Origin of the sequence: Neotamlana sedimentorum (genome assembly GCF_000943565.1) — a bacterium.
GTDB lineage: Bacteria > Bacteroidota > Bacteroidia > Flavobacteriales > Flavobacteriaceae > Neotamlana > Neotamlana sedimentorum.
Genome location: NZ_JTDW01000012.1, coordinates 1 through 25,796, shown reverse-complemented (window position 1 = coordinate 25,796; position 25,796 = coordinate 1). Strand labels below are relative to the sequence as shown.

General features: G+C 32.0%; 26 protein-coding genes. 25 read left to right on the top strand and 1 reads right to left on the bottom strand.

The genetic code is table 11. From position 1 onward, the window contains the following. Nucleotides 1-9: 9 nt before the first annotated feature. From PW52_RS13500 to PW52_RS13455, 10 genes are all read left to right on the top strand, one after another. Entirely contained in the window at nt 10-1,224 is a 1,215-nt protein-coding gene (locus PW52_RS13500; protein ID WP_044633502.1) for an efflux RND transporter periplasmic adaptor subunit, read from the top strand. Nucleotides 1,225-1,229: 5 nt separating this feature from the next. After that, nucleotides 1,230-1,973 (top strand): ABC transporter ATP-binding protein, encoded by a 744-nt coding sequence (locus PW52_RS13495; RefSeq protein ID WP_044633501.1) that lies wholly within the window; start codon nt 1,230-1,232, stop codon nt 1,971-1,973. Between the two features lie 2 nt (nt 1,974-1,975). Then, on the top strand, nt 1,976-3,196 hold the full coding sequence (locus PW52_RS13490; protein ID WP_044633500.1) for an ABC transporter permease: 1,221 nt from the start codon (nt 1,976-1,978) through the stop codon (nt 3,194-3,196). A gap of 27 nt (nt 3,197-3,223) precedes the next feature. After that, nucleotides 3,224-3,622: a DoxX family protein gene (locus PW52_RS13485; RefSeq protein WP_044633499.1), complete on the top strand. Its 399-nt coding sequence runs from the start codon at nt 3,224-3,226 to the stop codon at nt 3,620-3,622. A gap of 15 nt (nt 3,623-3,637) precedes the next feature. After that, nucleotides 3,638-4,669 (top strand): sensor histidine kinase, encoded by a 1,032-nt coding sequence (locus PW52_RS13480; protein ID WP_044633498.1) that lies wholly within the window; start codon nt 3,638-3,640, stop codon nt 4,667-4,669. 2 nt (nt 4,670-4,671) lie between these two features. Further along, nucleotides 4,672-5,406: a LytR/AlgR family response regulator transcription factor gene (locus tag PW52_RS13475; RefSeq protein WP_044633497.1), complete on the top strand. Its 735-nt coding sequence runs from the start codon at nt 4,672-4,674 to the stop codon at nt 5,404-5,406. A 17-nt stretch (nt 5,407-5,423) separates the two neighbouring features. Beyond that, complete coding sequence (locus PW52_RS13470) at nt 5,424-6,167, top strand: hypothetical protein (RefSeq protein ID WP_044633496.1); 744 nt, start codon at nt 5,424-5,426, stop codon at nt 6,165-6,167. Nucleotides 6,168-6,246: 79 nt separating this feature from the next. Then, complete coding sequence (menD, locus tag PW52_RS13465) at nt 6,247-8,007, top strand: 2-succinyl-5-enolpyruvyl-6-hydroxy-3-cyclohexene-1-carboxylic-acid synthase (RefSeq protein WP_044633495.1); 1,761 nt, start codon at nt 6,247-6,249, stop codon at nt 8,005-8,007. 96 nt (nt 8,008-8,103) lie between these two features. Continuing rightward, complete coding sequence (locus PW52_RS13460) at nt 8,104-8,442, top strand: DUF2853 family protein (RefSeq protein ID WP_044633494.1); 339 nt, start codon at nt 8,104-8,106, stop codon at nt 8,440-8,442. Between the two features lie 92 nt (nt 8,443-8,534). After that, the gene (locus PW52_RS13455) at nt 8,535-9,365 is read left to right on the top strand and encodes a CvfB family protein (protein ID WP_044633493.1); all 831 of its coding nucleotides are present in this window, start codon (nt 8,535-8,537) and stop codon (nt 9,363-9,365) included. On the opposite strand, the gene PW52_RS13450 is transcribed toward PW52_RS13455, so the two are convergent. Further along, a complete protein-coding gene (locus tag PW52_RS13450; protein ID WP_044633492.1) occupies nt 9,358-9,780 on the bottom strand; it encodes a hypothetical protein in 423 nt (140 codons plus the stop codon). The two genes, PW52_RS13455 and PW52_RS13450, sit on opposite strands and share 8 nt — an antisense overlap. A 150-nt stretch (nt 9,781-9,930) precedes the next feature. Between PW52_RS13450 and mnmE the strand changes: the two genes are divergently transcribed. From mnmE to PW52_RS13375, 15 genes are all read left to right on the top strand, one after another. Next, nucleotides 9,931-11,343 (top strand): tRNA uridine-5-carboxymethylaminomethyl(34) synthesis GTPase MnmE, encoded by a 1,413-nt coding sequence (gene mnmE, locus PW52_RS13445; RefSeq protein ID WP_044633491.1) that lies wholly within the window; start codon nt 9,931-9,933, stop codon nt 11,341-11,343. Nucleotides 11,344-11,521: 178 nt separating this feature from the next. Beyond that, nucleotides 11,522-13,267, top strand: coding sequence for a helix-turn-helix domain-containing protein (locus PW52_RS13440; protein WP_240475188.1), 1,746 nt, complete (start codon nt 11,522-11,524; stop codon nt 13,265-13,267). A 100-nt stretch (nt 13,268-13,367) separates the two neighbouring features. Further along, nucleotides 13,368-14,447 carry a serine hydrolase domain-containing protein gene (locus tag PW52_RS13435; RefSeq protein ID WP_044633489.1) on the top strand — a complete coding sequence of 360 codons (1,080 nt, stop codon included), beginning with the start codon at nt 13,368-13,370 and terminating at the stop codon, nt 14,445-14,447. A 30-nt stretch (nt 14,448-14,477) separates the two neighbouring features. Further along, nucleotides 14,478-14,948 (top strand): hypothetical protein, encoded by a 471-nt coding sequence (locus PW52_RS13430; protein WP_044633488.1) that lies wholly within the window; start codon nt 14,478-14,480, stop codon nt 14,946-14,948. Between the two features lie 11 nt (nt 14,949-14,959). Then, nucleotides 14,960-15,820 carry an SDR family oxidoreductase gene (locus tag PW52_RS13425; protein WP_044633487.1) on the top strand — a complete coding sequence of 287 codons (861 nt, stop codon included), beginning with the start codon at nt 14,960-14,962 and terminating at the stop codon, nt 15,818-15,820. Between the two features lie 11 nt (nt 15,821-15,831). Further along, complete coding sequence (locus PW52_RS13420; RefSeq protein ID WP_044633486.1) at nt 15,832-16,203, top strand: hypothetical protein; 372 nt, start codon at nt 15,832-15,834, stop codon at nt 16,201-16,203. A gap of 7 nt (nt 16,204-16,210) precedes the next feature. After that, nucleotides 16,211-16,828, top strand: a complete 618-nt coding sequence (locus PW52_RS13415) for a CatB-related O-acetyltransferase (RefSeq protein ID WP_044633485.1) — start codon at nt 16,211-16,213, stop codon at nt 16,826-16,828. Between the two features lie 187 nt (nt 16,829-17,015). Beyond that, the gene (locus tag PW52_RS13410) at nt 17,016-17,660 is read left to right on the top strand and encodes a hypothetical protein (protein WP_044633484.1); all 645 of its coding nucleotides are present in this window, start codon (nt 17,016-17,018) and stop codon (nt 17,658-17,660) included. Between the two features lie 54 nt (nt 17,661-17,714). Continuing rightward, nucleotides 17,715-18,851: a serine hydrolase domain-containing protein gene (locus PW52_RS13405; RefSeq protein WP_044633483.1), complete on the top strand. Its 1,137-nt coding sequence runs from the start codon at nt 17,715-17,717 to the stop codon at nt 18,849-18,851. A gap of 4 nt (nt 18,852-18,855) precedes the next feature. Further along, a complete protein-coding gene (locus PW52_RS13400) occupies nt 18,856-20,112 on the top strand; it encodes a S41 family peptidase (RefSeq protein ID WP_044633537.1) in 1,257 nt (418 codons plus the stop codon). Nucleotides 20,113-20,285: 173 nt separating this feature from the next. Then, complete coding sequence (locus PW52_RS13395) at nt 20,286-20,642, top strand: hypothetical protein (protein ID WP_044633482.1); 357 nt, start codon at nt 20,286-20,288, stop codon at nt 20,640-20,642. A 135-nt stretch (nt 20,643-20,777) separates the two neighbouring features. Next, entirely contained in the window at nt 20,778-21,224 is a 447-nt protein-coding gene (locus PW52_RS13390) for a hypothetical protein (RefSeq protein ID WP_044633481.1), read from the top strand. A gap of 335 nt (nt 21,225-21,559) precedes the next feature. Beyond that, a complete protein-coding gene (locus PW52_RS13385; protein WP_044633536.1) occupies nt 21,560-22,882 on the top strand; it encodes a hypothetical protein in 1,323 nt (440 codons plus the stop codon). Between the two features lie 141 nt (nt 22,883-23,023). Further along, nucleotides 23,024-24,457, top strand: a complete 1,434-nt coding sequence (locus PW52_RS13380; protein WP_044633480.1) for a T9SS type B sorting domain-containing protein — start codon at nt 23,024-23,026, stop codon at nt 24,455-24,457. A 1-nt stretch (nt 24,458) separates the two neighbouring features. Beyond that, nucleotides 24,459-25,796, top strand: a 1,338-nt coding sequence (locus PW52_RS13375; protein WP_044633479.1) for a PorP/SprF family type IX secretion system membrane protein, incomplete at its 3' end; no start/stop codon positions are given.

Below are 25,796 nucleotides of genomic sequence, written 5' to 3'. Positions count from 1 at the left end.
ATCAACATCATGAAAAATAAAAACAAAAAACTAATTATAGCAGGAATAATTACTGCCATTATTGCATTGGTACTTTACAATATTTTTAAGCCTAGTCAGGATGCAGTTGTAGAAGTTAAAACCATAGCAGCTAAAAAAGGAAATGTTACCACTTTAGTAACATCAACAGGAACCATAGAACCTATAACACAAGTTGATGTTGGTACACAAGTATCTGGTGTTGTAGAAAAAATTTATGTAGATTATAATAGCGAAGTTAAAGCAGGTCAGCTAATTGCAGAGTTAGATAAAACAAATTTAAAAGCTGCAGTAGTACAAGCACAAGCCAGTTATAACAACGCTGTTAGTCAAAAAAGTTATACAGAAACGATTTATAAAAGGCAAAAAACGTTATACGATAATCAAGTTATAAGTAAATCAGATTTCGATGATGCTAACTACGATTATCAAATAGCAAAAGGAACGGTTTCTCAACGTTTATCAGAATTAAAAACAGCACAAACAAATTTAGAATATGCCAATATTTATTCACCAATAAATGGTGTGGTTTTATCGCGAGATATAGACGAAGGACAAACCGTTGCGGCAAGTTATAGCACGCCAACATTATTTACCATTGCTCAAGATTTAAAAGAAATGCAAGTGGAAGCCGATGTAGATGAAGCCGATATTGGTAATGTAAAAGAAGGACAACGTGTAACGTTTACAGTTGATGCTTTTATAGGTGAAACCTTTGAAGGTGAAGTAACTCAAGTGCGTTTAGATTATACCGAAACATCAAACGTAATAACCTATACTGTTGTAATTAAAGCCGATAATCCTGATTTAAAATTAAAACCAGGGTTAACAGCAACTGTTTCTATTTACACTTTAGAATTAAATGATGTATTAACGGCCGAAGCTAAAGCTATAAATTTTAAGCCAGAACCCGATGTAATGATGCAATATATGCAACAGGAAAATATAACACCACCAAACGGGAAACCAGAAGCAAATAATGATGCTACAGTACTTTGGGTTTTAAATAACGATAAGTCTATTACACCAAAACCAGTAAAATTAGGTGCTAGCGATGGGGTTAATGTACAAGTTTTAGAAGGATTAAATGCAGGTGATAAATTGGTTTATAGCTTAAAAAGTTCTAATCCTAACGCAATAAACAGCCCACAAGGCGGTGGTTCAAGCGAGAGTCCATTTATGCCAAAACCACCAGGAAAAAAATAGAAATCATGGCAAAAGAAATTATTAAAATAGATAATCTTAAACGCGAGTTTACCATGGGATCGGAAACTGTGCATGCTTTAAAAGGTATTTCTTATAGCATTACAGAAGGCGAGTTTGTAACCATTATGGGATCCAGTGGTTCTGGTAAAAGTACCATGCTAAATATTTTAGGTTGTTTAGATCAGCCAACGTCTGGAACTTACGAGATTGATGGTGTTAAAATGAAAGATTTAAGTAAAAACGAACTCGCTACCATTAGAAACGAAAAAATAGGGTTTATTTTTCAATCGTATAACTTGTTGGCAAGAACAACAGCTATTGAAAACGTAGAATTACCCTTATTGTATAACAGTAAAGTAACTTCTGAAGAGCGAAGGGAACGCGCAATTAAAGCTTTAGAGATGGTTGGTTTAGGTGAGCGATTGCACCATACCCCTTCGCAGCTTTCAGGAGGTCAACAACAACGTGTTGCTATTGCTAGATCGTTGGTAAATAACCCGGTAATGATTCTTGCCGATGAAGCCACAGGAAACTTAGATACCCGAACATCGTACGAGATAATGGCGCTTTTTCAAGAATTAAATAAACAAGGTATAACTATTACGTTTGTTACCCACGAGCCAGATATAGCCACATTTAGTAGTAGAACTATTGTGTTAAAAGATGGCGATATTATTCAAGATTACAAAAACGATAACGTACAATCGGCAGCAGAACAATTAGCAAAATTACCACAAGAAAATCATTAGTTATGAGAATTTTAAACTTAGTAAAAATTGCGTTTAAAGCCATTGTTCTTAATAAAATGAGAACATTACTAACCATGCTTGGTATTATTATAGGTGTTGCATCTGTAATTGCTATGTTGGCCATAGGTGAAGGCTCGAAAGAAAGTATTCGAACTACAATTTCTAGTATGGGCTCGAATATGATTAATATTCGTCCTGGTGAAGATACACGTGGTGGTGTTAGGCAGGAAGCCAGCGCCATGGAAACCTTAACTCTAGACGATTATTATGCTATAAAAGAACAAGCCGATTTATTAACCTATACCACACCTTTGGTTAACGGTAGCGGACAAGTAATTAATGGATCAAACAACTGGCCATCTTCTATTTATGGTGTAAATCCAGAGTATTTAAATATCAAGGTTTTAGATTTACAAAGCGGAAGTATGTTTACAGATGCCGAAGTTAAATCGGCTTCAAAAGTGGTATTGTTAGGGCAAACTGTGGTCGATAATATTTTTCCAGATGGCGAAGATCCTGTTGGTGCTACCATTCGTTTTGGTAATATTCCGTTTAAAGTAATTGGTGTTTTATCAGAAAAAGGAGAAAATACCTTTGGGCAAGATCAAGATGATGTTGTTATTGCACCATACACCACTGTGCAAAAACGTATTTTAGCTATAGATTATTTAAACCAAATTGTGGCTTCGGCAGCAAGCGAAGAGCAAGCGCCAGATGCGGTAACTCAAGTTACTGAAATTTTAAGAACTCAGCATAAGTTGGCTGATAATGAAGATGACGATTTTAACGTGCGTTCTATGGAAGAATTAATTTCAACATTTAGTTCAACCAGTGAGATGTTAACCGTATTATTAGTAGCCGTTGCAGGAATATCACTTTTAATTGGTGGTATTGGTATTATGAATATTATGTACGTTTCGGTTAAAGAACGTACCAAAGAAATTGGTTTACGAATGGCTGTTGGCGGCAAAGGTTCAGATATTTTAATGCAGTTTTTAATTGAAGCCATTTTAATAAGTGTAACTGGTGGTGTTTTAGGTGTTGCTTTAGGTTTAGGAGCAACAGTTTTCATAGAAAATTTCTTAAATTGGCCAACAAGTGTGGCGCTATATTCTATAGTTATTTCCTTTGCTGTTTGTGCAGTAACTGGTATATTTTTTGGCTGGTATCCGGCTAGAAAAGCTTCATCCTTAGATCCAATTACAGCTTTACGTTACGAATAATATAATTAACATATAAACACAATAAAAATGAAAACTAATAGCAATTTCGGACTATTAATTTTAAGAATTACAGTCGCAGGTTTAATGTTATTTCATGGTGTAGCCAAATTAAGTAATTTAAACGGTATTAAAAACATGTTATCGTCTAACGGCTTGCCGGAACTTATGGCTTATGGGTCGTATATTACAGAGTTAATTGCCCCAATTTTAATAATTATAGGTTTTAGAACGCGTTTAGCATCGATAACCTTTTTCTTCGGAATGCTTATGGCTTTATTTTTAGCGCATTCAGAAAATATGTTTGCGTTAAGTAAAACAGGAGGATTAGAAATAGAATTGATTTTGTTGTATGCCTTTGGAGCCTTAGCTTTGTTTTTTACAGGAGCAGGAAAATATGCTTTATCTTATAAAAATACTTGGGATTAAATCTTGAACGTATACATGTCTAAAAATAATAAAATAACTTTATTTTCCCATCTGTTAGTTTGGTTGGTATTGTTTAGTATACCGTACATTTTATCCTATGGGCAAGAACAAAATATTGACAGAATTATAGCGCATTTCTGGATTCCTATTCTGTTTTATGCTGTTATATTTTATTCAAATTATTTTGTTTTAGTAGATCGGTTTTTATTTAAGAAAGAAACTCTGTTGTTTATTCTTATTAACGTTTTAATAATCACGATTTGTATAACGATAAAGGAGCAGATTGAAAGTGCGGTTTTTCCAGATATTAGTCGTCCAATAATTAACGATGGAGATGGCCCGTCGTTAAAAATGATGATTTACGTACAAATGTTTTCATATTTGGCGCCGTTATTATTTTCAATAGCTATAAAAACAACAAAACGCTGGGTAAAAACAGAAGCCGAACGTAAGGAAGCAGCTAACTTTAAGTTGCAATCCGAATTACAACATCTACATTATCAGTTACAGCCACATTTCTTTTTTAATTCATTAAACAACATTTACGCACTGGTAGATATTTCGCCGGTTGAAGCAAAAAGCTCGATTCATAGCTTAAGTAAGTTAATGCGTTATATGCTTTACGAAACTAATGTGGATAAGGTTTTATTATCGAAAGAAATAGAATTTCTACAAAAATATATAGAGTTAATGAAGCTTCGCTTATCCGATAAAACTAAGGTGAATTACACATTTCCTTCAACTGAAACAGGCATTAAAATAGCACCTTTACTTTTTATTTCATTAATTGAAAACGCTTTTAAACACGGCGTGTCGGCAAGTAATGTAAGCCATATTAACATGGAAATGATTTGTGAAAACACAGCAGTAATTTTCAAAATAAATAATAATAATTACCCGAAACAAACAAACGATAAAAGTGGTTCTGGTATTGGTTTGCAAAATTTAGAAAAACGTTTGCAATTATTATATCCTAACAAATTTGAATTTAATAATACTTTAGAAAATAATATTTTCTCTGTCATTTTAAAAATAGAAACTAATTAAAAATGAGTGTTTTAAAAATATCTTGTATTGTAGTTGATGATGAGCCAATGGCGCTAAATCTGGTTGAAAGTTATGTTGAAAAAACGCCTTTTTTAGAGTTAAAAGGAAAGTTTAGTAATGCCATTGAAGCTATGGATTTTATAAAAGAAAATCCGGTAGATGTATTGTTTCTAGACATACAAATGCCCGATTTAACTGGTGTAGAATTTTCGAAAATGTTACCAAAAGACACTCGTGTTATTTTTACAACAGCCTTTAACGAATATGCACTTGAAGGTTTTAAAGTAGATGCTATCGATTACTTGTTAAAACCTTTTGATTATGCCGAATTTTTAATCGCTGCAAATAAAGCACAGCAATGGTTTGAAATGCTAAAAAGAACCACCCAACCAGTAAATAATACACCTAAAGAAAAAGAGTTTTTATTCGTGAAATCGGAGTACAAGCAACTGCGCATTCGGTTGGCTGATGTGTTGTATTTTGAAGGCTTAAAAGACTATATTAAAATTTGGTTAAAAGATACTTCCAAACCCATTTTAACGTTATTAAGTTTAAAGGCTTTAGAACAAGAATTACCAGAAACTAAATTTATGCGTGTACACCGTTCGTTTATTGTGGCATTAAGTAATATTGACGTTATAGAGCGCAGCCAAATACTAATAAACAACCAAAGAATTACTATTTCTGAGCAATACAAAGCCAAATTTATAGAGTTTATAGAAAGTAATTCGCTTTAATACAGATAAATCTAAACATGAAACTGCTTCGCAAATTTAGAAGAAGCTTAATTTTTTCAGGAAAATTTAAGTCGTATATAATTTATGCGTTAGGAGAAATTGTACTTATTGTAATAGGTGTAACCATCGCATGGAAAATTAACGATTTAAACGATATTAGAAAAAGTGCGATTTTAACCCAGAAAATTGAGGTTAATTTAAATGAAGAATTAAGCGCCAATTTACGATTACTAAAGCGAAAAATAGATATTGATTCCGAAATGGTTGCCTATTTAGAAAACACCCTAAAATATGTAGGTAAAAATGAAACTGAATTAAGCCAAGGTGCCAAAGATACTATTACAAACATTGCCCATGTTGAGGTGCAATTACTTGAAAGTACGATGAATTCGGTATTAACAACCAGTAAATTAGAGCAAATAAGTAATGTGAAGTTAAAAGATTTGTTGTCGTTGTATTATCATAAAATTGAGAACTTTAAAAATCAAGAAGGGGTAATTAAAGCTATTATTTCAGAGAAACTAAAACCTATTTTAGAAGAATACGTGTCGTTATCTGAAATTTTACCAGATAACGAAAAATATAAATATATTAAGCAGTATGGAAGCCCATCGAACTATTCTGGTTTATTGCATAGCAAGAAATATCAAAACAGTGTTATAGATAGGTTGTTAGAAACCCAAAAACAGCTAGAAAACTCTAAAATATTATTAAGTAAAACCAAAACTATTATCGCTGCGCTTGAAGCGGAAATAAAATGATAGCAATATCAATAAAACAATTCATTTTAGAAAAAATAATTAATAATCCTTAGCTTTGTGTTTCTATTTAAATAGCCACATGACATACCCAAAAATTCCACTAGCACAAACTGTTGTTCAGCTTTGTAAGGCAAAAAATATTAAACACATTGTAATTTCTCCAGGAAGCCGAAATGCACCTTTAACTATTGGTTTTACGCACGACGAGTTTTTTACATGTTATAGTATTGTCGACGAGCGATCGGCTGCATTTTTTGCGCTAGGAATGGCTCAACAACTTAACGAACCAACCGCTGTGGTGTGTACTTCGGGAAGTGCGCTTTTAAATTATTATCCGGCCGTAGCCGAAGCTTATTTTAGTAATATTCCGTTATTGATTTTATCGGCAGATCGCCCAAAGCATTTAGTTGGTATTGGTGATGGACAAACCATTAATCAAAAGAACGTATACGAGAATCATATTTTATATTCGGCGAATTTAAAACTCGATTTAAAAGATGAACATAATATTCCCGAACACGAAGAAATTCCAATAATTAAAAATCTCGAAAATAAGTTTGAGCGATTATTGGGCATTCAAAAAGATATTCAAACGAATAATGAAGAAGAAATTAATGCGGCAATTAATGTGGCCATAATTAAAAAAGGCCCAATTCATATTAATATTCCTTTTGATGAGCCTTTATACGAAACAGTTGAAAAACTTAGTGTATCGCCAAAAGTAATAGAACCTGTAGTAAAATCTCCTAAAATTGAAGAGCATACTATACAGTCATGTTTAGAGGATTGGAATTCGGCCACAAAAAAAATGATTCTAGTAGGAGTGAATTCGCCAGATAGCATTGATGAAGTTTGGTTGAACGAATTAGCGCAAGATGACAGTGTGTTAGTATTTACCGAAACCACTTCGAACATGCATCACGCTAGTTTTTTTCCAAGTATCGATCAAATAATAACCCCTTTAAATGTAGATGAGTTAAAAGCACTTCAGCCAGATATTTTAGTCACTTTTGGAGGTTTAATTGTTTCAAAACGTATAAAACAATTCCTTAGAAAATATAAGCCAAAGCACCATTGGCATATCGATTTAAAAACAGCTAACGATACTTTTTTCTGTTTAAATAATCATATTGAAATGATACCTAATTCGTTTTTTAGTTTGTTTTTACCCAAAGTAACACATTACGTAAAAAGTAATTATCGAGATACTTGGTCGGTGGTAAAACAATACCGCATAAAAAAACATAAGGAATATTTAGAAGATATTCCGTTTTCAGATTTTAAAGTGTTTCATGAAGTTTTAAAGGATATTCCTCGAAATTATATACTGCAAGTTAGTAATAGTTCGGCCATTCGATATACACAACTTTTTAGTTTAAGTAAAACGCTCGATGTGTTTTGTAATCGTGGTACCAGTGGTATAGATGGAAGTACATCAACGGCTATAGGTTGTGCAGCAGTAAACCAAAAACCAACAATTTTAGTAACAGGTGATTTAAGCTTTTTTTACGACAGTAATGCGTTATGGAACAATTACATTCCTAAAAACTTTAGAATTATCGTGGTAAATAATACTGGTGGTGGTATTTTTAGAATTTTACCTGGCCATAAAAACACAGAAAACTTTGATACTTATTTTGAAACTAACCATGAACTTACAGCCGAGAATTTATGTAAAATGTATGGTTTTAGTTATCAAAAAGCCTTAAATAACGAAGGTTTACAAAAAGAGTTAACTACATTTTATAAAGTTGGAAAGCAACCAAAATTATTAGAGATTTTTACTCCTAGGCAAATTAATGACGAGGTGCTTTTAAATTATTTTGAGTTTATTAAATAAAATTGTGACTTTAATAGGTAATTTGGTGTCTAAAAAATAGTATCTTTAAAGAGTATCAATTAAATTTTTTATCAATTTTAAACATTAAATTTTATCATGAGTAAACGTGACGAACTTATTGCAAAATACGCAGTAGATTTAAAAGAAAAGTGTGGAGTAGAAGCAGACATGGATTTATTAAAAAAAGTAACTATTGGATGTGGACCATCAATTTATAATGCAGATGCTTCAACTGTTTCAGGATCAGATGCATCTGAGTTAGCTACAGTGAAAAATAACTTCTTAATTAAAAAATTAGGATTAAGCGAAAGCGACGATTTAGATGGAGCAATTGCTAGCGTAATTGAGCAATATGGTAAGTCAAACAGAACTAAGTATAGAGCTGTTGTGTATTACTTATTAACGAAGCATTTTGGTAAAGAGTCTATTTACTAGAAATTAAGAAAAATATATACTTAGAAGCGTTACAATTATTGTAGCGCTTTTTTTATTGCAAAAAAACTAATATCGTTACCTTTGTGCCAGTTATGGAATTAGGAAAAATACACACACTAGAAATATTAAGAGAAACCGATCATGGTATTTATTTAATTGATGCCAATGATGAAGAAGTTTTATTACCCAATCGTTATGTGCCAAATGAATTTAAAATTTGGGATAAAATTGATGTTTTTGTGTATTTAGATAACGAGGAGCGCCCTGTCGCTACAACAGAAAAGCCTTATATTACTCGTGATAATTTTGCTTTATTACGTTGTAACCAAGTGACTGAATATGGTGCTTTTTTAGATTGGGGGTTGGTAAAAGAATTATTTTGCCCGTTTAAAGAGCAAGCTTTTAAAATGAAACCTGGCGGTTGGTACTTGGTGCATTGTTATTTAGACGATAAAACAAATCGATTGGTAGCATCAAGCAAAACAAATCGATTTTTAGATAATAAAGATTTAACGGTTAAAGAATTTGATGAAGTCGATTTAATAGTTTCGCATCCTTCAGAAATTGGTATGAATGTTATTGTAAATAATATACACCAAGGTTTAATTTTTAAGGATACTATTTTTAAAGATATAAGTGTAGGCGATAAGTTAAAAGGCGTTGTTAAAAAAATACGACCTGGAAATAAATTAGATATTGTTTTGGGGCAAATAGGCTACCGTAATATTGAACCTAATGCACAGCGTATCTTGGAAACGCTAGAAGATAATAGTGGGTTTTTAAAATTAACCGATAAATCTTCACCAGAGGACATAAAGGAACAGCTTCAAATGAGCAAAAAAAGCTTTAAAAAGGCTATTGGAACGCTTTATAAGCAACGCCAAATAGATATAAAAACAGAGGGGATTTATTTGGTTAAATAGCTATTATTCGTTGTTTAATTTTATTATTTACGCTATCAATAGCTTCATAAATATTATCAAAGCCAATATCATCCGAAAGGCAAAAATTACTTTCAATAGCCGCATTCATTATGCCAGCAGGATCATGCCCAACTACGGCATAGGCTCTTAAATTTGTAATTTGAGCCCTAAAAGCGGGTATGTCTAAAAGTTTAATAGAGTATGAGTTTACTCGGTTGGCTACAACTCCAAATGGTTTCTTTATACCAAAGTAAGTTTTAAGTTCATTAAATAACGCTTTAGTATTATTTAGCTCGACATGTACGCCTTCATTAAATTCTATAACCGCAATATGATTTAGAAAATGCATATAACCTAATTCGTTTTTAATAGATTTTAAAATATGTTTTCTTATATCTGAATCTTTTATTTTCATGATGGTACTAAAAATGCTACTTGTAATGGATTAAATTAATTTGTTGTTTTTTGACACATCTTTAGTAAATAAGTCACACACAGCCGGTTAAGATTTTATGTTTTTTTTTAATTGAGATTTTCTAAGGCTTATTTTTTCTATTTTTGCCAAATGATTTATAACGATACCATAGTAGCTTTAGCAACAGCTTCAGGTGCGGGAGCAGTGGCAATAATTCGATTATCTGGTAAGGAAGCAATCGCTTTAGCATCGGCCAACTTTAAGTCGGTTACCAGAAACAAAAAATTAATCGATCAATGTACGCATACCATTCATTTAGGGCATATTGTAGATGGGAACCGAGTTATCGACCAAGTTTTAGTTTCTATTTTTAAAAACCCAAACTCTTATACGGGAGAAGATGTTGTTGAGGTATCATGTCATGGTTCGGTGTACATTCAGCAGGAAATTATTCAATTATTTTTACGAAAAGGCTGTCGAATGGCGAATGCAGGCGAATTTACGCTACGAGCCTTTTTAAATGGTAAGTTAGATTTAAGTCAGGCCGAAGCTGTGGCCGATTTAATTGCCAGCGATAACGAAGCATCGCACCAAATTGCTATGCAACAAATGCGTGGTGGATTTTCTAGCGAAATAGCAAAACTACGCGAAGAATTACTCAATTTCGCATCCTTAATAGAACTCGAACTCGATTTTGCCGAAGAAGATGTTGAGTTTGCCGATAGAACCCAATTTAAAGATTTGGTTGAGCGTATTTCGTTTGTTTTAAAACGATTAATAGATAGTTTTGCTGTTGGTAATGTTATAAAAAACGGGATTCCGGTGGCTATTGTTGGAGAGCCAAATGTGGGTAAATCTACATTACTAAACGCCCTTTTAAACGAAGAACGCGCCATAGTTAGCGATATTGCTGGAACCACACGCGATACCATTGAAGACGAATTGGTAATTAGCGGCATTGGCTTTAGATTTATTGATACAGCAGGTATTCGCGATACTAAAGATGTGGTGGAAAGTATAGGTATTAAAAAAACTTTCGAGAAAATTGAGCAGGCGCAAGTGGTTATTTATTTATTTGATGCTTCAACCATTTCAAATAATAAAACCGAAGAACGTATTGTTGTTGAAATTGAAAAAATAAAAAATAAGTATCCGTTAAAGCCCTTATTAATTATTGCAAACAAGTCAGATAAATTAACCGAAACAGAAAAACAGCGTTTAAAGGTGTCGCTTGATGCTGTTGAAGGCGCTACATACCTTTCTATTTCTGCAAAAAAAGGAGGAGGTGTCGACGATTTAAAAAACCAACTATTAAACTTTGTAAATACAGGCGCACTTAAAAACAACGAAACTATAGTTACAAATACGAGGCATTACGATTCACTATTAAAAGCCTTCGAAGAAATTCAAAAAGTAAAATATGGTTTAGAAACTGGCTTATCTGGGGATTTAATGGCGATTGATATTCGTCAGGCATTATATCACTTTGGTGAAATTACTGGAGAAATAACTAGTGATGATTTACTAGGGAATATTTTTGCTAATTTTTGTATCGGTAAGTAAGGCTTTATAACAAGTAGTTGGTAATAATTTTTACAAAATTTGTCTAAAAAATTTAAGACAAATATTTTGTGTAACCATTTATTACCAGTGAGTTATCAGTTTTATTATATTTGTTTTTAAGTTGAATAAATAACTGATTTTACACGCGTTGTCTTTTATTTCTAAATCCATAGCCGTTTTGCCATTTGTTAATATGAGTGGCGATGTTGACAATGAATATTTCTGCGACGGCATTTCCGAAGAAATCATTAATGCATTAACTAAAATAAAAAGTTTAAAAGTTATTGCAAGAACATCTTCATTTGCCTTTAAAGGGAAAGATATCGATATTAGAAAAATTGGAGAACAATTAAATGTAAACACGGTTCTTGAAGGTAGCATAAAAAAATCTCAAAATAAGGTTAGAATAACAGCCCAATTAATTGATGTAAAAGAAGGCGTGCATTATTGGTCTAGAAAGTATGATAGAGACCTGGTTGATATTTTTGATTTAGAAGATGAAATTAGTCTGGCCATTGCAGACGAAGTTCGAAACAATTTTGGGTATTTTGATGTACAAGACCACTTAGTACAACAACCTACAAATAGTATTGATGCGTATCAATTATTCTTAAAAGGGCGCTCGTTGCAACTTAAATGGACACCTAAAAGTATAAAAAAAGCTATTTCGTATTATAATGAAGCCATTGCTTTAGATAGTAAATATGCTAAAGCCTACTATGCTAATTTACAGTGTTACGGTTTATTAGCAATGTGGGGTTATATGCCGTATCAAGAGGCTATAGATTTAGCCATTAATAACCTGTTAATTGCCAAAGAAATAGACACCTCTTTGCCAGAATACCCATTGTCGTTTGTAGGACGATTTTTTTGGGAAGAATGGAATTTTAAAAATGCGTTTATACATATAGATAAAGTTTTAGCAATTAACCCCAATCACATCGATGGTTTAGAGGCTATGGCCGAGTTATGCATTGTGCATGGTTTTTTTGATAAAGCGCTAATGTTTGCAAACAAATTATTAGAGGTAGATCCGCTTTCTGGAAATAATCACTATACCTTATCTCATATATATTACTATCAGCATCAATTTGATAAAGCTTTAGAAAGTGTAAATTATGCATTAACACTAAATCCGGAGTTAGAATTAGCGCATCATTTAAAATGTTTTTGCTTAATATGGCTAAACAAAAGGGAACTGTTTAATCAACTTATTCAAAATACGTCATTAGCCGAAGAAAAAAAGTTATTATTTAGGCTAATTAATGAAAGCGATGCAGTAATTCCCGAAAACCTGATAAAAAAATGGGAGCAACCTCGAAGCCCAGAAACCCAGTTGGTTCCATATGATTTATTTATTTTAAGTAATTCTAGCTATAAATCATTAGCTTTTAGTGTTTTAAAAGAAATGATAAATCAAAGGCGAGGACAAATTATAAACTACCGGCAAGAACCCTTTATAAAACCATTACAAGAAATAGAAGGATTTGCAAAATTACATCGCTCTAATTTATCACTTTCAGATATAAAACCTTCAAGTGAAGAAAAAGAAAAAAGCGCCTCTAGTGTTTTAGATGACAACCAAATAGAAATATTAAAAACGGAGTTGCTTAAATATTTTAATGAAGAAGAACCTTATTTAAATCCGCAATTAAGTTTAACCGCTGTTGCAGATGTTTTGGGGTTAAATACGAACAAAGTATCGTACCTAATTAACAAAGCTTTCAACTTAAATTTCAACGATTTTGTTAATTCTTATCGTTTAAAACAGTTTAAAAAAATGGCTTTAAACCCCAAAAATACGCATCTTACTATTCTTGGTTTGGCTTTCGATAGCGGTTTTAATTCTAAAAGTGTTTTTAATACTTATTTTAAAAAAACCGAGCATCTTACACCAAGAGCTTGGTTAAAGGCCAATTCGTAGTAAATCTTCATAAGTTCGTTTCAGATTATAATTTAGAACGATTGCCTTGTTGTTCTTGTTAATCTTTGCGTCATAATTAATTATCAAAAAACGAACAATTATGACAACTTTACACAAAAATTTAATACTATTTATTGTAGCATTTGTATTACTGCTTACATCGTGCTCAAAAGACGACGACAATAATACCGCATTAACAAACTACACAAACATTGAAAATGAATTATCCAAAATGGGGTTTCAAGGTTACGCCATTGTAACTAAAAACGGAAATGATTTAGTACGACAAGGCTTTGGTGAGGCCAATAAAACTACAGCAAAACCACAAGGGTTTAACCTGGCCTATCGAATTGGTTCGGTAAGTAAAACAATAACAGCTGCCGCTTTGGTACAACTAAAACGCGACGACTTAATTAGTAGTTTTAATCAAACCTTAAATGAATTTGATGCCGAATTCCCTAATGGCGATCAAATTACTATTTCGCAATTATTATCTCATCAATCGGGGATTCCAGATTATCTTTTTGTCGTTGAAAATGCCTATGAACAAGGGGAAACTTTTGATGAAGTAGATGTTTACGATGTTATAATTGAATTGATTTTGGAAAACGGTTTAAATTTTACACCAGGCACCAGTAAACAATACAGTAATTCAAACTATTTAATAGCGGCTTTATTAGTGCAAGAATTATCGCAAATGTCTTACCACGAGTATGTACAACAAAAAATATGTATTCCGCTAGAAATGGAAAATACCTATAAAGGCACAAATGTTATAAATGTAAATACCCATGCAGAAGGCTATAGTAATGGTGCTATAAATAGTACGTACTCAATGGCTTTAGCTTTTGGTGCAGGAGATTTTAGTAGTACACCAGAAGACATGGAAACTTGGGTAAATGCTGTAAGTACTAATTGGTTTACCGAAGCAGAGAAAAACGAAATATTTGTCCACGATGTACCAAGTGGCTTTGTCGATTTTGGCTTGGGCTGGTTTACCACACAAGAAGAAGACACCACAATGTTTTGGCATGGTGGTGATATTAATGGCTATTGGAGCATGATTGGGTTTATACCCGAATTCAATGCTAAAATAGTGTTGCTAAGTAACCAACAAGATAATACAGGCGAACAGCGAAACACCATAATTGAGCAGTTGTTAAAAAACGAATTTAATTAAGATTAATAAAATATTATAAAACATAGAAACATGAGAAAATTAGTGACAACAATAATGTTATTTACATTGTTTACGGCAAATAGTTATGCTCAAGAAATAACAAAAAACGCATTTGAAATAAAGGTTATTACCAGTGTAGAATCTATAGTTCCCAGTGGTTTAGGGAGGTCGCGTTTAATTTCAACGAATACAGAAAGAGATTTTAAACAATTTACCTCTAGTCAAACTACAGAAAATAACTCTAGAAATAAATCTAAAAGAAAAGAAATTAGAGTTAAGGATTTTGAAGAAACAAAATTATTGAACTTTTATAATTTAAGCGGCATTCGGTTTCAAAATATCGCAGCAAACGATGCCTTAATTTCCTCAAAATTAACCGATATGCTTTCCAAAGGTTGGGACTTAATGTTTGTAACCAGTGCTGTAGAAAGCGATGCTGGTAAAGATGACGACAATGGCATTTTTATAACGCGCTATATTTTAAAAAGAAAGTTAAATTAAAATAAGTAATAATGAAGTATTCTAACGTATTGTTAGCTGGTGCTACAGGGTATTTAGGCGGTTACTTATTAAAGGAATTAATTGAGAAACAAAACCAAGTAGTCGCTTTAGTTCGTAACCCAGCCCAATTACAGAATATTAACGAAAATTACCTTGAAATTAAACAGGCCGAAGTCACTAAGCCAGCGTCGTTAAAAGATATTTGTAAAGGTATAGACGTTGTAATTTCTACAGTTGGTATTACCAGACAAAAAGAAGGTTTAACTTATATGGATGTAGATTATCAGGCTAATATAAATTTACTTGATGAAGCAAAAAAAAGCGGTGTTAAACATTTTGTTTACGTGTCTGCAATTAATGGCGACAAATACCGAACATTGAAAATTTTTGAGGCTAAAGAAATGTTTGTTGATGCTCTAAAAGCTTCAGGTCTTAATTATACCATTGTTCGACCCAATGGTTTTTTTTCCGATATGAAAGATTTTATGTTAATGGCTAAATCTGGGCGTGTTTTTTTATTCGGTTCTGGAGAGCAAAAGTTAAATCCTATTCATGGTGAAGATTTAGCTCAAGTTATTGTAAACAATTTAGGTAATTGTAATAACGAAATAACCGTTGGAGGCCCCGATGTTTTAAGCCTTAACTATATTAGTAAAGCGGCATTTAATGCCCAAAATAAACCCATAAATATTATTCGTTTACCCGACTTTTTAAGAAAATTAATCCTTTGGAGTTTAAAAACATTTACAAGTGTTAAAACCTATGGGCCTATTGAGTTTTTTCTAACCTTAATGGCTGCCGATAATGTTGCAACACCTTATGGAACAAATCATTTAGTCGATTTTTATAAGGCAGAGGCTAAACGTTTTTAAATAGTTTAATAATGAAAATTTCAGACAAAATAAGTTTAACTATAATACTAGGCTACTGTGTGTTGCATGTATTAGTTTTGTTTCAAATAATTCCACATAGTTTGGTTTGGGGCGGTAAAATCGAATCTATAAAAACAATATATTATTTAGAGGCTCTAGCCTTGGTTATATTGGTGTTTTTAGCTAGCGTTATAATGATGAAAAACCGGATGGTAAAGCCTGTTTTTTATATTGAGACTATTAATAGAATTCTATTATTGTTTGCCGTTTTTTTTATGCTGAATACCGTTGGAAACCTTTTGGCGGAATCGATAGTAGAACAATGCCAAGCAATTATTACACTATTTTTAGCTATATTATTATTTAAATCATCAAAAACATAATTTTCTTATGAATATTCCTAATCCCAATACGGGTTTTCCGTTAGCCAATTACAATAAGCTTTGTTTTTTAAAAAATATAGTTAGCAATCCTAATATTATTGTTGGCGATTATACTTATTACGATGATTTCGAAGATGTCAATAATTTTGAAAAAAATGTAAAGTACCACTTCGATTTTATAGGCGATAAACTAATTATTGGTAAGTTTTGTATGATTGCTTCAAATGCTACCTTTATTATGAATGGCGGTAACCATTTAACCGAAGCTACATCTGCCTATCCGTTTGCCATATTTGGTGGGGCTTGGAAACATGCTATGGATGGCAAAACTTACCCTACCAAAGGTGATACCATAATTGGTAATGATGTATGGGTGGGCTACCAGGCAACTATTATGCCTGGTGTAAAAATTGGTGATGGTGCTGTTATTGCTGCAAATGCTGTAGTAACTAAAGATGTAGAACCCTATACCATTGTTGGTGGTAACCCTGCAAAACCTATTAAAAAACGGTTTTCTAAAGCTACTATTACAAAATTATTGGAATTAAAATGGTGGCATTGGGATATTGAAAAAATAACTAAAAATGTAGATAAATTCACCGCTCATCCTGAAGCGTTGTTTTAAAACAACACCTAAAAACTAAAAAGGCTTAACACTAAACATGTTAAGCCTTTTTTTATTCTAATAGACTATAAGTACTAAATTTTAAAAAGGTTCCAAATCATAATTCAGGACGATTGGCTAGTACTTCTATTTCATCTTTGCATCAATAATTTATTAATCAATAAACGAAACTTTAAAATCAATTAAAATGAAAAATTTAGTACTTATCTGCTTAACCCTGTGTACATTTAATGTATTTGCACAACAAAAATCTGTGTCTTTAAAACAAGATTCTGATAAATTAAAATACAGAGTTAGCTTTCCGGCAATAATATTATCTAATATTGGCGATGGTGGTAAAAGAACCAATACACAACATATTGAGCTACATGTAAAACGTGAATTAGACGAAAAAAACATTATTGGTGTAAAATTCGCTACTTGGAGATTATTTCAACCCATGGGAATTCAATGGTGGGACGGCCTTTTAGATAAAATAGATTCAGAAAGTGAGTTTTATCCAGGGTATTTGCGCGAAACAGGATTAGGAGTTTCGTACCAACGCATGTTATGGAAAGGTTTATTTGCTACAGTTGAAGTGTTACCACAATACAAAACCTATTTAGATGAAAATAATAAAAAATTGGCTAACGGATTTAAACTTTACACGTCCTATCATTTGGGATATCACATTGCTTTTGGTAAAAAGAAACGCATTTTTGTTGAGCCGCAAATACATGCACAAAACTGGGTTTTTGATACAAATACACCAGACGCATTTAAACAATTAGATAATAAATGGAAATCTTATTTTTTATTTGAGCCCAATCTTTATGTAGGAATTAGGTTTTAAAAATTAAAAATACAGGTAATTAATATTAACTTATAAGCCTTTAAAACTAAACCCATGAGAAATAAAATATTTTTAGGTTGTTTCCTGTTTGTTTCAATATTTGGCTTTGGTCAAGAAACTTATAAAATTCAAATTGAAAAACGGTTTAACACGGCATTAAAAAACCAATCGATAAAAAATGCTTGTTTGCAAGTTTATTCGGCGTCAAAAGGTATAAATATTCAGTTGTTTCACGGCGAATCGGTTACAGAAAATGCTTTAAAAATGGAAATTCCTTTTTATACAGCAAGCATCACAAAAATGCTAACGGCTGTTTCTATTGGGATTTTAAAAGATAAAAATAAATTAAGTTTTAACGATAAAATAGCACAGCATTTACCAAAATCTATTTTAAAAAACCTTCATGTGTTGCATGGAGAAGAGTTTTCAAATAAAATAACCATAGCTCAATTATTGCAACATACCTCTGGTTTGCCAGATTATTTTACAGATTCAACCCTAGATGGTAGTCCAAATATTATAAATCAAATACTTACAAATACCAAAAAATCTTGGTCGCCAACAGAACTTATTGAGTTTTCAAAACAAAAAATGAAGCCTCATTTTGTTCCGGGTGAAGGTTACCATTATAATGATACAGAGTATGTAATTTTAGGGTTAATTATAGAAAAACTAAGTGGTTTAACATTAAGTGCGTTTTTTAAACAATACCTTTTTAAACCTTTTAAAATGAACAGTTCGTTCATTAATTTAAAATCGGAACCTATTGATAAAGCACTTCCTTTAGCAAAGTTTTATGTGGCCAATATTGATGTGTCATCATTTACAAGCTTAAGTGCCGATTGGGGTGGCGGTGGCTTAGTGTCTACAACTCAAGATTTAATTCGTTTTTTTAAAGCATTAAATGAGGGTTTAATTTTAAAAAAAGCAACACGATTACAAATGCAAAACTGGGTTGATGAAACCGTAGGAATAACTTATGGTTTTGGTATTAGAAAGGTGTTTTTTAAAACGCTGTTAAATATAGAAACAAGTTTAGAAGTAATTGGGCACACCGGTAGTACAGGCTCTTTTTTATGGTACTGCCCGCAGTTAGACACTTATATTGTTGGTTCATTAAACCAATTGGAAGCCTCGAAAAGTACAACGCATTTAGTGTTTGATATCCTTAATTTAATTAATGATAAATAGTGTTATGAATACAATTCAAAAAGTAATTATTAATTTTTTAATGATTATAACAGTTTCGGTAATTAACGTAGTATTTGCTCAATCATCTAGAGAAATTAATTGGACAGAAGATCTTGAAATATATAAGTCGTTATTAGAAGAAAAACATATAAATCTTTATCATTCCATATCAAAAGAAGCATTTTATAACCAATGGAAAAACCTTAATAACAATATAAAGGCATTAAACGATTTTGAGATTATTGTTGAACTAATGCGCCTAACAAGGCAAATTGGAGATGGGCATACAGCCGTGTCTTTACAAAATGTTTCAACAAATAGATTTCCATTTGAGATAAAATATATCGACAAACAATGGCGCGTAGTTAATGTAAGTAAAGCACATAAAAACTTGTTAAAACTCTCTTTAATTTCTATCGAAAATACGCCCATAGAGGAAGTGACAACTAAGGTTTCTAAAGTGACACAGTTTGTAGAAAACGAATATTCGCAAGTTATTAGAACAGAAAGTTATTTAAACCTGGGCGAACTGCTACATGCGCTTAAAATTACCAAAAAACCAAAGGAAGCGGTTTTTACATTTCTAGATGCAAATAATCAACAAATTAAAATAACACTTAAAGCATCAAACCAACCTGCATCAAATAAAATATCAGAATTTGTTAATTTATTTATTGGCGTACCTGAAATAACCAAGCCTAATAATGCTATGTTTCCATATTTATGGTATGCTCCAATAAAACATACGAAAGCTATTTATATAAATTTTAAAAGTTATCCAACTTTTGAAGATATGCAAGTTTTTGGAGAAACACTGGTAAACACTATTTCTGAAAATAAATTTCAACAGGTAATAATAGATATGCGAGATAATGGAGGTGGAGATTTGTACGTTGGTGCCGTTTTAGCATATGCCCTTAATCTTGCCGATACTATAAACTGGAAAAACGGCGTGTATGTATTAACTAGTAATAAAACCTTTTCTGCAGCTACAAGTAATGCCGCACTTTATAAACAACTATTAAATGCTAAAATTGTTGGTGAAGCCACAGGTTCTAACCCCAATGGTTATCAAGATATGGATTCATTTGTTTTACCTAATTCAAAATTAACCATCACGTACTCAAAAAGGTTATTTCGCTTATCTCACAAGCCAAATTGTGCCCTTCAGCCAGATTTAATTATTAGTCAAAAGTGGGATGATTTTTTACAGGGTACCGATACTGTTTTAAAAGAACTAATTGAAAAAATTAAGAAATAGCTAGAGTAATCCTTCATATGCATAATTGATTTTATTTTAAAGCGGATTTTAAGCATTTTGTTATATTATATTGGTAAATGAATTTTATTGACTGCTATTTATCTTGTTGATAACTGTATTATTGCTTTATAATTTGTGAAATTAAAATAATAAATTAATTTTTTTGAGAAGTAATGATTGTAGAAGACTTATCTGGAACTTTTAATGTTATAGGCCATAATCAAAATGCTGAAAAAACAACCTACAAAGGCATTTTAACTTTAAGTTTAGATGTTAACAAGCGTATAGAGGCAAAATGGGTTATAGGACAAAACCAAGAACAAAAAGGAATAGGCTTTTTTAAAGATAATATTTTGGTTATAAATTTTAACTATCTAAATGATGAGCAAATCATTTACAAAGGTGTGGCGGTTTATAAATGTTTGACTAAAGATGTACTTGAAGGTTTTTGGTCCGAAAAACATGGCGATCCATTATTTTTGGGTGGAGAACGTTGTTTTAGGGTTAACGATAGTTATTTGGTTAATTAATCTTTTTTAACTCAAATAAGTTTTTAAATGGTGATTATGAATAACATAAGCGGTTTTATTTAAAATAAATCGACAAAACGCTTGTTTTTTACGTTAAATTACATAGATTTGCATAATAACCCTAAAGTCTATGTAATGAAAACCAAAGTTATATTCCTTGTTTTTAGTATTTTTTTTACAATAAATACTGCCTTTGCTCAAAAAAAGAAAGATGCAAAAAGTATTATTAATGAAAAGGTCGCAATAAAAAAATATCACAACAAAGCTGAATTACAGGCTATGCAAAAAGGTGAATTACTTACATTATATATTGAGCGCATAGAGAGCTTAGTTAAAACACTACCTTATATTGCATTTGCTACTAAGCCAGGAGTAACCATGACTACACTGGGTATTCCTAACACAAGCGATAATCGTAAAATGCTGGATATGCAATTTGAAGAAACCGATAAGTATTTAGGAAGTACTAAAGAGTTTCAAAATACATTTTTACCTTATTCTGATACTCAAAACTTAATTGCTGCTATTTTATTTTACGAAGAAATAATGAAATCTTTGCATACCTACAGCGAATTCCGATAGTATTACAATTTTAGTTTTAAGTTTATTAAAAGTGCCTTTTATTGTTTGTGTTTTGTTAATACATCGTTAAAAAGCACATTTTTATGTACTTAAGTGCTTTCAGAAATAATAATAAAATACATAGTTAGTATTTTCCTTTATAAAAAAAAAGGTTAAATCACTTAATTTTTAAGTTTAATTCATGCTTTTTGTGCATTTCGTCGATGAATTGTTTAAAATTTCACCAGATATAATGTATTTTAACGTTAAAATTGGTATTTCGTGGATTTTATTCTATTTTTGAGTAACATTGTTAAAAAGCTTCCCCAAAGCTACAAATAACCAATATTATGACTATGAATAATTTTACTAAAGTGTTATGGATATGCCTTTTTATTACGGGTAATATGTTTGCGCAACAAGAAAAAGGAATTTTTGGCGCTACTAATTGGCTTAACTATTGGACAGAGTTTAAATCTGCAACTAAAGACTATGGCGAACCTAATAAAATTTTAACAGGAGATATTACGGAAGATACCAAATTAAATAAACGCGATATTTATTTATTGGTTGGTAATGTTTTTGTTAAAGATGGTGCGGTTCTTACTATAGAACCAGGAACAGTTATTATTGGTGATTACGAAACTAAAGCCTCACTAACCATTACGCGTGGTTCAAAAATTATTGCAGATGGTTACGAAACAGATCCTATCGTATTTACTTCAGAAAAAATATCGAAACGCCCAGGAGATTGGGGAGGAGTAATTATTTTAGGAAATGCCCCCTCAAATAAGTTTGGTAATGGTTCTGTTGCACAATATTATAATAATCTAGATCCTGCCTTGTATGCGAGTGCTAACTTTGGAGGTAATAATGCCGATGATAATTCAGGAATTTTACGTTACGTACGCATTGAATATGCTGGAAATAGATTACGAAATATTGGGTATACTAACGGTTTACTATTAGCAGGTGTTGGAGGAGAAACAATTTTCGAAAACGTTATGGCAAGTTATTGTGCTGGCGATTCATTTAAAGCTTGGGGAGGTTCTCCTCATTTAAAAAAACTAGTTTCTTACAAGGCCTCGGGTAACGATTATAAGTTTAATTTTGGAGCACAAGCTATAATAGAAAATTCAATAGCTATTCGTTCGCCTTATGTTTCAAATAGTGAAGTAGCACGAAGTTTACAGGTGAAATCTTATAATAATATTCAAGAGGTCGATTTTTCTAAAAACAATACTTTTGTGGCGGCAAAAAACCTAACCTTTGTAACCACTAGTGACAATATTAATAGCGACATTGAAAAAGGTTTAGTAAACGAAGCTGTGTACGTTGGTGAAAACGCGTCATTAGATTTGAATAAAAGTGTTATTTCTGGTTTTAATCCAGCGGTTATTTTTCAAAATACTATACGAATAAATCAAGAAAATTTAGATAAAATTAAGTTTTCAGAGATGTATTTCAATAATTGCAACGGAAACATTTTTATTGAGAACAATACTAATAATGAAGACCTTGAAAACTGGTATGGTAATAGTGCCTTTTTTAATGTATATTCTAAAGGTGATGATTCTGAGACATTTATCGACTCAAGAAACGAAAAGAAACCAGATTTTAGATTAAGAATTAATAAAATCATGGCAACAAATCTCGATCCAGAATTACAGCGTGATTAATATTTTAAAATAAAAATACCCAAAACCGTATAACTGTCCTAATTAGAAGTAGAAATAGCAAATTAGGAAGTTGTTAATACCAACCAAATTAAATAATAATAGTAAACAAGTTCAAGGAACGTTTTTTAAAAAGTAATCAAAATGAAGAATTTACACATTACTTTTATATTGTTTTTTATTCTTAGCTTGTCTCAAATACAAGCTCAGGTGGTAATAAGCAAGCCTACTTTAGGTTTTACACAAGCTTGTGCAAGTCCGTCGTTTAATGAGTATAACGTGACCTTTACATTTTCGCCAAATACCTCATTGTTATCGTCAAATCAGTTTGTTTTAGAATTATCTGATGCTACCGGCGATTTTACTAATGCAACTACAATTTATACTTCTGCCCAAGGTGAAATCACCGAATCTCCTGCAACCATTACGTTTGCATTTCCAGAGACGGTTTCAGGTGAAGCTTATAAAGTAAAAGTTAAAAGTACTGCTCCAGAGGCATCTAGCACATCATCAGTTTCTTTTGCAGCATATTTCAAAATTCAGGATACGCCATTTTCAATAAATAATTTAATTTCAAAAGGAGTGTTTTGTGCAGGTGGAAGTTACTTATTAACTATTGATAACCCTGGCAATTCTAATAACGATTCACCACTACAATATTCTTCGTTAAATTTTAATTGGCATAAAGTTTTAACAGAAACAACCTCAGTAATTGTTCACACTGGATTAACTTACGAAGTTACCGAAGCAGGAACTTATTTTGCGGAAACGAACTATGGCACTTGTACATCAAATTCATATTCCAATCGTGTGTCCATTAACGAATCAGTGTCCGGAAATTCATCCGAGATAACATCTAGCCTTGGCAATCCTTATTGTGCAAGCGATGGCGAAACAACGTTAAGTGCCATTAGCGCAAATGCATATCAGTGGTATAAAGAAGGAGAACTAATTGAAGGTGCTATAAATCAAATTTATAAAACCAATAAGTCTGGATTGTATACAGTGGATATTGATTTAGGTACGTGTAGTACTTCTGCGTCAATAGATTTAGATACCATGACTTTTACAAGCGACTTAAATGTAGAAGATGAGTTTGCTTTAAGTGATGGTGAAGCCGTAATTGTTAATATATCAACAAATGCAGATTTACCAGTGTTTCAATGGTTTTTAAATGAAGTATTAATCACAGGAGAAACGTCTAGTCAATTAACTGTAAATCAGACTGGAAACTATAGGGCAGTTGTTACTCAAACTAATGGTTGTGAAACATCGGCAACGCATCAATTTTATGTATCTGAACCATTTCCAAGTGTAGAAAATATACCAAATATTATTAGTCCAAATGGAGATGGGATTAACGATACTTGGGTTATTCCTAAAAATTACGTAAGCGGCTCAAATGCCGAAGTAACTATAATGACATCCCAGGGTAAAGTGGTTCTTCGCACTAACAATTATTTAAATAATTGGCCGGAAGAATCTATCGTATTTACAAGTATTAACCCAGTGTATTATTACGTTATAAAAACGGAAAACAATCAAACTAAAAAAGGATCCATTACAGTATTAAAATAGCATGAAAAAAGTAATGCCATATATAATTTTATTTGTTTTGATCGTGCAGCACATTGGTGCGCAGGAGCAAGATGGTGTTGTGGCATTACAATTACCAATTAGGAATTCGTTACGCTTTAATAAATATGCTATTAATCCAACTTTTAGTTTTGTACGTGAACAAAATAAGTATATTAGTTTTACCAATAAACGTGAGTGGGTTGGTTTTGAAAACGCGCCACAAACATATCTATTTAGCTATTCTGGCCGGTTTAAAGAAAATTTAGGTGCAGGTTTAGGCTTGTTTCAGCAAAACTATGGTGTTTTAACAACGTTTGGAGCAGTTGTTAATGTGGCTTATAATGCCGTTATAAATCGTGATCAAAATTTAACTTTTGGACTTAATATTGGCGCTTACAAAAGTGGAATTAATGAAGGAAGTGTAATTACAAATTTTCAAGATCCATCATTACAAGGTATACCTTCAAATACATTAATTACAATTAATCCTGGTATAAATTATGGAACTATGTTTTTTGATTTTGGAGTGTCTTTAAATAATGTTTTCGCCTATAACTTTACCACTTCAGCAATGCTAGAAAATAATCCAGAGCAATCCGTTCAGGGACATATTATGTATACAGGATACATAAATAGTCGTGGCTTTTTCGATGAAAGTAAATTTACTGGTTTTGTGCGTTCAGAATTTAAAAAAGAAGAAACCATAATTTCTGCCATAGTTATGCTTACCGTACCTAAAGGTATTTGGGCGCAGGTGGGTTACAATACGTTTTATGGTGTATCTGGAGGTGTTGGTTTTAACATTACAAATAATATTGGGCTAGAATATAACTACGAAAAAGCAATAGGTGAATTAGATAGTTTTGGTAGTTCTCATGAAATAACTTTAGCTTATAAGTTTAATAATAACAATAAACGTTTTCTTTATAGTGGAGATGATGATGAACAAGCAGTATTAAGTTCCAATAAGAGAAGAAAGAGGTCTTCAGCGAAGCGCAAAATAACGCCTAAAAAGGAAGTTGTTAAACCTCAATCTAAAACGGCAAAAGCTAATGAAGATACCAAGAAACAAACTGAAGCAGTAGCGAAATTAGAACAAGAACCTTTAGCTGAGGAAGCTAAAATCAAAGTCGAAGCAGAAAAGCAACGTTTGGCAGAAGAAGCCAAAAAACAAGCAGAAGCCGAAGCCGCAGCAAAATTAGAACAAGAACGTTTAGCAGAGGAAGCCAAAATCAAAGCCGAAGCAGAAAAGCAACGTTTAGCAGAAGAAGCTAAAAAACAAGCAGAAGCTGAAGCAGTAGCGAAATTAGAACAAGAACGTTTAGCAGAGGAAGCTAAA

What these genes read in the sequence shown, in the direction of transcription:
- PW52_RS13430 (WP_044633488.1), top strand. Translation starts at nt 14,478, where the DNA reads ATGAGAAAATTAGTGACAACAATAATGTTATTTACATTGTTTACGGCA.
- PW52_RS13385 (WP_044633536.1), top strand. Translation starts at nt 21,560, where the DNA reads ATGAATAATTTTACTAAAGTGTTATGGATATGCCTTTTTATTACGGGT.
- PW52_RS13500 (WP_044633502.1), top strand. Translation starts at nt 10, where the DNA reads ATGAAAAATAAAAACAAAAAACTAATTATAGCAGGAATAATTACTGCC.
- PW52_RS13435 (WP_044633489.1), top strand. Translation starts at nt 13,368, where the DNA reads ATGACAACTTTACACAAAAATTTAATACTATTTATTGTAGCATTTGTA.
- PW52_RS13490 (WP_044633500.1), top strand. Translation starts at nt 1,976, where the DNA reads ATGAGAATTTTAAACTTAGTAAAAATTGCGTTTAAAGCCATTGTTCTT.
- PW52_RS13395 (WP_044633482.1), top strand. Translation starts at nt 20,286, where the DNA reads ATGATTGTAGAAGACTTATCTGGAACTTTTAATGTTATAGGCCATAAT.
- PW52_RS13405 (WP_044633483.1), top strand. Translation starts at nt 17,715, where the DNA reads ATGAGAAATAAAATATTTTTAGGTTGTTTCCTGTTTGTTTCAATATTT.
- menD (WP_044633495.1), top strand. Translation starts at nt 6,247, where the DNA reads ATGACATACCCAAAAATTCCACTAGCACAAACTGTTGTTCAGCTTTGT.
- PW52_RS13415 (WP_044633485.1), top strand. Translation starts at nt 16,211, where the DNA reads ATGAATATTCCTAATCCCAATACGGGTTTTCCGTTAGCCAATTACAAT.
- PW52_RS13425 (WP_044633487.1), top strand. Translation starts at nt 14,960, where the DNA reads ATGAAGTATTCTAACGTATTGTTAGCTGGTGCTACAGGGTATTTAGGC.
- PW52_RS13380 (WP_044633480.1), top strand. Translation starts at nt 23,024, where the DNA reads ATGAAGAATTTACACATTACTTTTATATTGTTTTTTATTCTTAGCTTG.
- PW52_RS13455 (WP_044633493.1), top strand. Translation starts at nt 8,535, where the DNA reads ATGGAATTAGGAAAAATACACACACTAGAAATATTAAGAGAAACCGAT.
- PW52_RS13400 (WP_044633537.1), top strand. Translation starts at nt 18,856, where the DNA reads ATGAATACAATTCAAAAAGTAATTATTAATTTTTTAATGATTATAACA.
- PW52_RS13450 (WP_044633492.1), bottom strand. Translation starts at nt 9,780, where the DNA reads ATGAAAATAAAAGATTCAGATATAAGAAAACATATTTTAAAATCTATT.
- PW52_RS13475 (WP_044633497.1), top strand. Translation starts at nt 4,672, where the DNA reads ATGAGTGTTTTAAAAATATCTTGTATTGTAGTTGATGATGAGCCAATG.
- PW52_RS13470 (WP_044633496.1), top strand. Translation starts at nt 5,424, where the DNA reads ATGAAACTGCTTCGCAAATTTAGAAGAAGCTTAATTTTTTCAGGAAAA.
- PW52_RS13420 (WP_044633486.1), top strand. Translation starts at nt 15,832, where the DNA reads ATGAAAATTTCAGACAAAATAAGTTTAACTATAATACTAGGCTACTGT.
- mnmE (WP_044633491.1), top strand. Translation starts at nt 9,931, where the DNA reads ATGATTTATAACGATACCATAGTAGCTTTAGCAACAGCTTCAGGTGCG.
- PW52_RS13480 (WP_044633498.1), top strand. Translation starts at nt 3,638, where the DNA reads ATGTCTAAAAATAATAAAATAACTTTATTTTCCCATCTGTTAGTTTGG.
- PW52_RS13495 (WP_044633501.1), top strand. Translation starts at nt 1,230, where the DNA reads ATGGCAAAAGAAATTATTAAAATAGATAATCTTAAACGCGAGTTTACC.
- PW52_RS13410 (WP_044633484.1), top strand. Translation starts at nt 17,016, where the DNA reads ATGAAAAATTTAGTACTTATCTGCTTAACCCTGTGTACATTTAATGTA.
- PW52_RS13485 (WP_044633499.1), top strand. Translation starts at nt 3,224, where the DNA reads ATGAAAACTAATAGCAATTTCGGACTATTAATTTTAAGAATTACAGTC.
- PW52_RS13460 (WP_044633494.1), top strand. Translation starts at nt 8,104, where the DNA reads ATGAGTAAACGTGACGAACTTATTGCAAAATACGCAGTAGATTTAAAA.
- PW52_RS13390 (WP_044633481.1), top strand. Translation starts at nt 20,778, where the DNA reads ATGAAAACCAAAGTTATATTCCTTGTTTTTAGTATTTTTTTTACAATA.